This is a genomic window from Dyella sp. 2RAB6, assembly GCF_052115385.1.
GTDB lineage: Bacteria > Pseudomonadota > Gammaproteobacteria > Xanthomonadales > Rhodanobacteraceae > Dyella_D.
The window spans coordinates 104,128-112,651 of sequence record NZ_JBFRGP010000015.1; the positions used below are offsets into that span (position 1 = coordinate 104,128).

At 66.4% G+C, this 8,524-nt stretch carries 9 protein-coding genes; 6 read left to right on the top strand and 3 right to left on the bottom strand.

The window, feature by feature from the left end:
• Window positions 1–49 precede the first annotated feature (49 nt).
• Window positions 50–1,228, top strand: a complete 1,179-nt coding sequence (locus AB4083_RS18300) for an acyltransferase family protein (RefSeq protein ID WP_441609747.1) — start codon at window positions 50–52, stop codon at window positions 1,226–1,228.
• On the opposite strand, the gene AB4083_RS18305 is transcribed toward AB4083_RS18300, so the two are convergent.
• The 3 genes from AB4083_RS18305 to AB4083_RS18315 form a co-directional block, all read right to left on the bottom strand.
• Window positions 1,200–1,868, bottom strand: a complete 669-nt coding sequence (locus tag AB4083_RS18305; protein WP_441609749.1) for a DoxX family protein — start codon at window positions 1,866–1,868, stop codon at window positions 1,200–1,202. The two genes, AB4083_RS18300 and AB4083_RS18305, sit on opposite strands and share 29 nt — an antisense overlap.
• Before the next feature lie 290 nt (window positions 1,869–2,158).
• On the bottom strand, window positions 2,159–2,356 hold the full coding sequence (locus AB4083_RS18310) for a hypothetical protein (protein ID WP_441609750.1): 198 nt from the start codon (window positions 2,354–2,356) through the stop codon (window positions 2,159–2,161).
• 152 nt (window positions 2,357–2,508) lie between these two features.
• Window positions 2,509–3,405: an AraC family transcriptional regulator gene (locus tag AB4083_RS18315; RefSeq protein ID WP_441609752.1), complete on the bottom strand. Its 897-nt coding sequence runs from the start codon at window positions 3,403–3,405 to the stop codon at window positions 2,509–2,511.
• 162 nt (window positions 3,406–3,567) lie between these two features.
• Between AB4083_RS18315 and AB4083_RS18320 the strand changes: the two genes are divergently transcribed.
• The 5 genes from AB4083_RS18320 to AB4083_RS18340 all read left to right on the top strand — a co-directional run bounded on the left by AB4083_RS18320 (window position 3,568) and on the right by AB4083_RS18340 (window position 8,177).
• Window positions 3,568–4,338 carry an SDR family NAD(P)-dependent oxidoreductase gene (locus AB4083_RS18320; RefSeq protein ID WP_441609754.1) on the top strand — a complete coding sequence of 257 codons (771 nt, stop codon included), beginning with the start codon at window positions 3,568–3,570 and terminating at the stop codon, window positions 4,336–4,338.
• Window positions 4,339–4,478: 140 nt separating this feature from the next.
• The gene (gene ampC, locus AB4083_RS18325) at window positions 4,479–5,651 is read left to right on the top strand and encodes a class C beta-lactamase (protein WP_441609756.1); all 1,173 of its coding nucleotides are present in this window, start codon (window positions 4,479–4,481) and stop codon (window positions 5,649–5,651) included.
• A gap of 372 nt (window positions 5,652–6,023) precedes the next feature.
• Window positions 6,024–6,650: an STN domain-containing protein gene (locus tag AB4083_RS18330; RefSeq protein ID WP_441609758.1), complete on the top strand. Its 627-nt coding sequence runs from the start codon at window positions 6,024–6,026 to the stop codon at window positions 6,648–6,650.
• A gap of 7 nt (window positions 6,651–6,657) precedes the next feature.
• Complete coding sequence (locus tag AB4083_RS18335; protein WP_441609760.1) at window positions 6,658–7,200, top strand: RNA polymerase sigma factor; 543 nt, start codon at window positions 6,658–6,660, stop codon at window positions 7,198–7,200.
• 5 nt (window positions 7,201–7,205) lie between these two features.
• Window positions 7,206–8,177 (top strand): FecR family protein, encoded by a 972-nt coding sequence (locus AB4083_RS18340; RefSeq protein WP_441609762.1) that lies wholly within the window; start codon window positions 7,206–7,208, stop codon window positions 8,175–8,177.
• Window positions 8,178–8,524: the final 347 nt, after the last annotated feature.

Below are 8,524 nucleotides of genomic sequence, written 5' to 3' on the forward strand. Positions count from 1 at the left end.
AGCCGGGACACGATAATCTGCCGCTTCACCGCCCTCCACCACGAGCCCCATGACCGCCACGCCGCGCAACGTCGCCATGGATCGACTGCGTTCCTTCGTCACGCTGCTGGTGCTGTTGCACCACAGCTTGCTCGCCTATCACCCCTACGCACCGCCGGCCGCTCCCTTCTTCTCGCCCGCGCTGCTGTGGACGGCCTTCCCGGTGGTGGATAGCGCGCGCCTGTCCGGCGCCGAGTGGGTGGTCGGCTTCAACGACGTGTTCTTCATGGCCTTGATGTTCCTGGTCTCCGGCCTGTTCGTGTGGCCGGCCCTGGCACGCCGCGGCGTCGTTGATTTCGTGGGAGAGCGCCTGCTGCGCCTCGGTGTGCCGTTTATGTACGTCACCGCCTTGCTAGCGCCGCTGGCGTACTACCCGGCCTGGCGCACCAGCGGAGGCGCTGGCGGGGTGATCGGGTTCCTGCGCGATTGGATGCAGCTGACGGTGTGGCCGGCGGGGCCGGCCTGGTTTCTATGGGTGCTGCTGGTGTTCGGCGTGCTGGCGGCTGTGGTGTATGCGGTCGCGCCCAAAGCTGGCCAGGCGCTGGGGCGCCTGCTGGCATGGCAGCGGCCGATCGTGTTGTTCGGTTTGCTGGCGGGCCTCTCGGCGCTGGTCTATCTGCCGGTGACGCATACGGTGGATCCGATGGCCTGGCTCAGTTTCGGGCCGTTCTTCGTGCAGATCACGCGGGTGCCGCTGTATGCGCTGTACTTCGTGATGGGCATCGGCATGGGCGCGAAAGCGTTCGAGCAGGGCGTGCTCACCCCGGATGGCGCGCTTGCGCAGCGCTGGCGGGAGTGGCTGATCGCGGCGCCGCTGGTGTACGTGGTGCTGGTGGCGATGCAGAGAGGCCTGGCCACGGCTCGGGCTGCGGGGGAAGCCACGGACATCTGGCGCATCGCCGCGGACCTGGGTTTCGTCGCGTCCTGCGCCGTGTCGTGCCTGGCCTTCCTGGCGCTATTCCTGCGTTTCTTCCGGCGCGGCGGATGGATCGGCAACAGTCTGTCGCGCAACGCGTATGGCATCTATCTCGTGCACTACGTGTTCGTGGCATGGCTGCAGTGGAAACTGCTCGAGCGGCCGCTGCCGGCGATCGAGAAGGCCTTGCTGGTCTTTGTCGGGACGCTGCTGTTGAGCTGGCTGACGACCGCGATACTGCGGCTTATCCCAGCCTTTGCCCGCGTGCTGTGAGCCGCCGTGCAAGCAACAGGATGCACGCACTGACCAGCAGCATCCGCAGCGCATCCAGCGAGTCGCCAAACGGATCACCATTGCGCGCATGCGTGGCGATGGCGCCGAGCATCATCAAGCCAAGCACGCACGCCGCCATCGTGCGCAGGCGTGGAATCAGCAGCGCGATCGCGGCCAGCGTTTCGACGGCCATCACCGCATACATCGACCACACCGGATAACCGGACGCCTGGAAGAACTGGCGCATCTGCGCATCGTGCAGCGCCTTGCCGATCTCGAAGCCGAAGAAGTTGAGCGCGACATAGATCGACAAAGCCAGGCCAAGCCGGGTAGCCGTACGCCTTGCGTCGGTGCGCTGCCTTATCGCATCGATCGTCGCCACCACGGCGGCGCCCACCAGCCATGGACCCAGCATCACCGTGCCGCCGATCAACTGGCGCGGCAGCCCTTTGGCCGCGGCGGGAACCAGCGGCAGCAGCGCCACGCCGGCCAGCCAGGCCACGCCGAGCAGCAGGCCGGCACCCGCGACGATGGCCATCAAGGCGCGCCGCCCGTGCGCGCGGATCGGCAACAGCAGGACACCCAGGGCGAGCAGTGCGGCGATACCCGCATGCGCCAGAAAGACCGAAGTATCCGACATGCGCCGCGGCCGCCAGGAGAAGGTGGGCGAGTCTACCCAGGCTCCGCCACCGGGCCGCCCGTGCCGGAAGTCCCGTGGCGGCGCGCACGCACGCATCCCGGCCGGTGCGCTGCGCACCTGGCCCTGGTTGCATGTTCGGTTTTCCCCCGTTCGATGGGGCCGCGGCGCGCTATGGCGATCGGGCGGCCCCGGGGATGATGCGGCGACTGGGGCGGACCTGGGAGCGGACCGCGGCGCCTTGGGGGGGGAGGGAGCTCCGGGAGCTCGACCGTCCCGGAGGGTTAAGCGAATTACTTGCGTGAGCCCGGGCGCTTGACGTCCGGCTTGGCCGGCGCCTCGCCGGTATGGCTCGGGTCGCGGTCGTAGTGGCTCGATTTGGCGTAGGTCTTGGTTTTCTCGCCGGTCGGCGTCTTTTTCTTGTCGAGCGGCTTGCTTGCATAGGCCGAGTGGATTTCGGCTAGCGAAATGTCTTTGGGGGGCTGGTTCATCGCAGTCTCCGCGGGCGGTAAGGATTGACGGTACACCTACTTCCGGGGAGAAGCGAATGCAGGTCGGCATTTCACTGTATTTTCACAAGGGGTAATTAACGCAATGCCCAAGCCCGGGCAGCCATGAAAGCGGCGCGCTTGCGTGCCTGCGCTCAGGCCACCGCCGCACTCAAGGCCACCACATCCCGCCGCGGCGGCGCACCGAACATCCGCGCGTATTCGCGACTGAATTGGGAGGGGCTTTCGTAGCCGACCCGATACGCCGCCGATTCCGCGTTCGCCACGCCCGCCATCATCAGGTGGCGCGCTTCCAGCAAGCGCAACTGCTTCTGGTATTGCAGCGGCGTCATCGCGGTGAGCGCCTTGAACTGGCGATGGAAGGCCGAGGGACTGAGCTGGGCGATGGCGGCCAGGTCGTCGATGCGCATGGGTTCGCGGAACTGGTCGCACAGCGCGTGCAACGCCTTCATCATCCGCTGCGTGTGTCCGGTGCCCAGCACCACATGGGCGATCTCGCCGCCATGCGGTCCGGCCAGCAACCAGTAATAGAGCTCGCGCCGCAGCATCGGCGCGAGTACGGGGATCGCCTCCGGTGTATCGAGCAGCCGTGCCATGCGCCATACGCATTCGGTGGCGGGGCCCGCGAAATCCGTGACGAAGATGCCGCGCTGCGCGCCGCCGGCCAGCGCTGGCGGCGTCGGCATGCTTTCCAGCATCTCGCGCATCCCGGCCGGATCGAATTCCAGCACGATGCACAGGTAAGGCTCGGACGGACTGGCCCGCGTCACGCGGCTCAACCCCGGCATCTTGTCCACGCTTACCACCAGCGCCTGGCCGGCGCGGTAGTCGTAACGCCTACTACCGAAGACGCTGCACTTGGCGCCCTGCACGACCACGCACAGCACGGGCTGGGAAACCAGGTGCGTCGGGTGCTGTTGCCGGCGATTGGCGCGGAGCAAGGCGAAGCCCTTGATCGGCGTCGCATGAAAGCCTTCGCCGCCCTGTGCATCGGTATGGCGTTTGACGATGTCGACCAGTGTTTCAGCCATGGCGGGGGCCTCGATATGCAAGCCACGGATGCTAGCGCCATTCCCGCGGCCCGCGTCGCTGGTGGAGCAGGATCGGGCAAGAACAGGGCCGGTTCCGGCATTCGGTGCGGCGCGAGCGGCGCCTAAGCTTTCCGCCGGTTCTCTCCACATTGAAGGCCTGCCATGAACACCATCGTCGCTGCAAAGAAGATCGCCATCGTCACCGGCGGAAGCCGTGGCCTCGGGCGCAACACCGTGCTTAGCCTTGCGCGCCGAGGCGTCGATAGCATCTTTACTTATCGCGCCAATCAGGCGGAGGCCGCGGAGGTGACGAAGCTCGCCGCCCAGGCGGGGCGCAAGGCGGTCGCCTTGCAGTTGGATACTGGCAACACCGCCCAATTCGACGCCTTTGTCGGCGAGGTGCGCCAGGCGCTGACGGCATCGGGTGCCGAGCATTTCGATTATCTGGTCAACAACGCGGGCACTTCGCACCACGCACCCATCGCGGATACCACCGAAGAAGAGATGGACAGCTTGTACCGTGTGCACTTCAAGGGCGTGTTCTTCCTCACCCAGAAACTGTTGCCGCTCATCAACGATGGCGGGCGCATCGTCAACGTCTCCAGCGGTCTTACCCGCGTCGCGTTCCCGGGCAGCGCACCGTATGCCTCGATGAAAGGCGCGGTCGAAGTGCTGACGCGTTATCTGGCCAAGGAGCTGGGCCCGCGCGGCATCGCCGTCAACACGGTGGCGCCGGGCGCAGTGGAAACCGATTTCAGCGGCGGCATGGTGCGCGACAACCCGGAGGTCAATCGGCGCGTGGCCGAGCTGACGGCGCTCGGCCGCCCGGGCGTGCCGGACGATATCGGGCCGATGATCGCGTCGCTGCTGATGGAGGACAATCGTTGGGTGAATGCGCAGCGCATTGAGGTGTCCGGTGGCATGTTGATCTGACATCGAAGAGTGGCGTGTGGGTTGGGGTGGGCAAACGCAAACCCCAACGTGCGCCGCCCGCGGATTGCCAGGATTTCGCCCGGCGGCAAGGAAGCAGTGCATTTACCATCCCGCACTCAGGCCAACCAGGAGCAACCACCTTGCCGCCTTCATTCGGGAAACTCTGCACCGCCAGCCTGCTGCTTATCGCAGGCGCCGCCCATGCCGCACCCAAGGCGGACTTCGATAGCGAACTGCGCCGCGCCGCCGATACCTTCATGCACGACCACCAGATCCCCGGCATGGCCATCGCCATCACCGTCGACGGCAAGGAACGCTTCTACAACTTCGGCGTGGTATCGAAGCAGAGCAAGCGCAAGGTCGGCAGCGACACGTTGTTCGAGCTGGGTTCGATCAGCAAGACCTTTATCGCGACACTCGCTACGTATGCGCAGGCCGAAGGCAAGCTGTCGCTCGATCGCCACGTCGAGGAATACCTGCCCGAATTCCAGGGCAAGCCGTTCGGCAAGGTGGCGCTGTTCGATCTGGGCACGCACACCGCAGGTGGCTTCCCGCTGCAGGTGCCTGACGAAGTGGGCAACCACGAGCAGCTCATTGCCTGGTTGAAGGCATGGCAGCCGCGCTATCCGGAAGGCACCCAGCGCAGTTATTCCAACCCCAGCATCGGCATGCTCGGCCTGATCGCCGCGGACCGGATGGGCGAGCACTACGCCGATGCGGTGGAACACGCCCTATTGCCCAAGCTTGGACTCGCCAGCACTTATATCCGCGTGCCGGATGCGAGGAAGGCCGATTACGCGCAGGGTTACAACAGCGACGACGAGCCCGTGCGCGTCAACCCCGGCGTGCTGGGTGACGAAGCCTACGGCGTGATCTCCAGCGCGAAAGACCTGCTGCATTACCTCCACGTGCAACTCGGCGAAGCGCCGGTGGATGCGCTCACCCGGCGTGCCATCGCCGATACGCGCATCGCGTATTACCAGAGCGGCCCCATGACCCAGGACCTAGCCTGGGAGCAATACCCTTGGCCGGTCAGCCACGACGACCTGCTGCGCGGCAACGCCAGCCAGATGATCCGCCAGGACCAGCCGGTTACCGCGCTGCAACCGCCGCATCCGCCCACCGATGCCGTACTCGTCAACAAGACCGGCTCCACCAATGGCTTCGGCGCCTATATCGCCTTCGTGCCGGCGAAGAAATTGGGCCTGGTGATTCTTGCCAATCGCAGCCATCCGACTGAGGCGCGGGTGGAGTTTGCGTATGAAGTGCTGAGGCTGCTGGATGCGGATAGCCTTGCCGGGGGCAAGCACTAAGCGCGAAGGCATTCCGCGCCACGCGCTGTGAGCGGTCCGTTCGCAAGGGAGGCGAGGCGATGCGCAGGACGAACAGGCTGTGCATGTTGGCCGCCATAGCGGCGCTGCTGTCCGGCAGCGGCGGTTTCCCTACTTCGATCGAAGCTGCGCTGAAGCGCACACCGCCGCCGTGAGCCCCCACCCGGGTCTTACCTTACGCGACAGTTACAGAACTGACACAACCCACTGCTAGCCTCCCAAACGTGTAGCCGATGTATAAAGCGTCACCCGGCGCGTGGTCGGGCCGACCGGCGATCCGGAGATCGGTCTATGAAGTACGCCAGGTGGGCGCTGATGGCAGCGTGTGGGTTTTGTGGGGGGGCGGGCCATGCCATGGAGCAGCAAGTGGCACAGGTGGGTCCGGCCGACGATGCACGCGGGCGCTTGTCTTTCGACATCGAGCCGCAGCCTTTGAGTACCGCGGTGAGGGCATTCAGCGACGTGACGGGACAGGCCTTGCTGGTTGATGAGCGCCTGCTGGTGGGGCGTGTGTCCCCCGGCGCGCGTGGTGAATTTACGCCGGAGGACGCCTTGCGTCGCTTGCTGGCGGGAACGGGGCTGCGCGAGCGCTACACCTCGGACAAGGCGTTCACGCTGATGCCTTCGGTGGACACCGACATCGGCGTGGCCAGCATGGTGCCGGCCGCGTCGTCCGCCGATACGGGTGACACCGTGGTCGCGAGTTACGGCGCCGCCTTGCAGAGCGCAGTGGAAGCCGCGCTGTGCCGCACGCCGCTGACGCATCCCGGGGAATATCGCCTGGCCTTGCAGGTGTGGATCGATGGCTCGGGCGAACTGCATCGCCTGCGCCTGCTCGGCAGCACCGGCAGCGCCGAGCGCGACAAGGCGGTCGAATCGGTGCTCGGCGGCCTGCGCGTGGATCCGCCGCCGCCGGGGCTGGCCCAGCCGCTGACCTTGCTCTTGCTGCCCGCCGACGCCTCGCGTCCGGCGCACTGCTGAGTCGGCGATGTCGTCCTCGCTGTCGCTGATGGGCCTGTTCCTGGAATGGCAACCGGAGCTGCGCAAGCGGCTGCGCCGGCGGCTGGGCTCGGACGACCTGGTCAACGACGTGTTGCAGGAAACCTATCTGCGGGTCGAGCGCCTGGGCGACAGCTCGCCGGTGTCGCACAACCCGGCCGGCTATCTGTTCCGCATGGCGCTGAATGTGGCCGCCGACCAGCGCCAGGCCGATTCGCGCTATCTCACCGGCGAGGAAGTGCAGGACCTGCTGCATATCGCCGACGAGGCGCTGGACCCGGCGCGCATCGCCCATGCCCGCATCGAGATCGCTGCGCTGGAACACGCCCTGGGCGAGCTCACCGTGCGCCAGCGCGAGATCCTGCTCGCCGCGCGGGTGGACGACCTGCCGCAGCAGGAGATCGCCGACCGTTTCCGCATTTCGGTGCGCATGGTAGGCAAGGAACTGAAGAAGGCCCTGGAGCATTGCGGTGAGCGCCTGGATCGCCGCGTGGTGCAACGGTTCGGTCCCGGGGCCGGAAAAGCGTCTTGACGGGTATGGAACCGAATTCCGCCAGCCTGGGCCACGATTCGCCGCTGCACCGCGAGGCGCGCGACTGGCTGCTGCTGCTCAAATCCGGCCGCGCCACGGCCGCCGATGCCCAGGGTTTTCGCCACTGGGTGGCGCAGAGCGTGGCGCATGCACGGGCCTTCGCCGAGACGCGCCTGATGTGGGAGCGGCTCGGCACGGCCGCGGCCAACCTGGCGCAGCGCGCGCCCGCGCCCGTCGTGGCGCCGCGCCGGATGACCCGCCGCGCCTTCCTCGGCGGTGCCGTCGCTGCTTCGGCTGCGGCCCTGCTGCTGGCGCAGCCGCCGTTCCGGTTGTGGCCGGGCATCTCCGACATGGCCGCCGATTTCCGCACGGCCACCGGCGAACAGCGTTCGGTGCAGGTGGCGCCGGGCGTGACGGTGGAGATGAATACGCAGACCGCGTTCAACCTGCATAAGGTGGATGAAAAGCTCGCCGGCATCGAATTGCTGGATGGCGAAATCCAGTTGCAGTTGGCCGATGGGGCAGGGGATGTCACCGTGTGGGCGGCCAAGGGCAGCCTGCGCGCCAAGCCGGGTTCGCAATGCAATGTGCGCTGCCTCGGTGGCGCGGTGGAAGTCACCGCGCTGGATGGCTCGGTGCGCGTGGACTATCGCGGCCAGAGCGAAGCGCTCGGCGCCGCGCAACAGGCCAGCTACGGCGCGCGCGAGATGACGCCGCCGGCCCCGGCGGACCTGGAGCAGGCGATGGCCTGGCGCCGCCGCGTGCTGGTGTTCGACAACCGGCCGTTGTCGTATGTGGTGGCGGAGATCAACCGCTACCGGCCGGGGAGGTTGGTGTTGACCAACGATGTGTTGGGCGCGCGCATGGTGCATGCGCGGTTTTCGCTTAATCAGCTGGCGGATGCTGCTACGTTGATTCGGGAGGCCTTCGGCGCTCGGGTGACGGAGTTGCCTGGGGGCATCGTCCTCCTGAGTTGACGGGGCTCTGCTCGTTATCGCAGCGTAGGCTGGACGAGCGCGTAGCGCGAAGAACGCTCGTAGGGCGGTCCCGAAGGGGTGAGCGAAGTGAATCATCCAGTGACTGTCTCGCTCGGTTTTCGCGGTGACGCGAATGGGCCGCTTATGCAGCGGGCATTCCGGACGCCTGCCGGCGCCCGGGTCACTTTTTCTTTGCTGGGGCGGTTTCAACTGGTCAATGCAACACCACATGGTGATGACGACCGGGAGAGACGATGAGCAAAGCAGGGTCGACCGCAAGAGGCCTGAACGCGGAACAGAAGAGGCGGTTATGGAGTCAGTGGCGACAAGGAGACTCCATTGCCGAG

Coding starts and splice junctions, on each gene's coding strand:
- AB4083_RS18300 (WP_441609747.1), top strand. CDS start 50: ATGACCGCCACGCCGCGCAACGTCGCCATGGATCGACTGCGTTCCTTC.
- AB4083_RS18305 (WP_441609749.1), bottom strand. CDS start 1,868: ATGTCGGATACTTCGGTCTTTCTGGCGCATGCGGGTATCGCCGCACTG.
- AB4083_RS18310 (WP_441609750.1), bottom strand. CDS start 2,356: ATGAACCAGCCCCCCAAAGACATTTCGCTAGCCGAAATCCACTCGGCC.
- AB4083_RS18315 (WP_441609752.1), bottom strand. CDS start 3,405: ATGGCTGAAACACTGGTCGACATCGTCAAACGCCATACCGATGCACAG.
- AB4083_RS18320 (WP_441609754.1), top strand. CDS start 3,568: ATGAACACCATCGTCGCTGCAAAGAAGATCGCCATCGTCACCGGCGGA.
- AB4083_RS18330 (WP_441609758.1), top strand. CDS start 6,024: ATGGAGCAGCAAGTGGCACAGGTGGGTCCGGCCGACGATGCACGCGGG.
- AB4083_RS18335 (WP_441609760.1), top strand. CDS start 6,658: ATGTCGTCCTCGCTGTCGCTGATGGGCCTGTTCCTGGAATGGCAACCG.
- AB4083_RS18340 (WP_441609762.1), top strand. CDS start 7,206: ATGGAACCGAATTCCGCCAGCCTGGGCCACGATTCGCCGCTGCACCGC.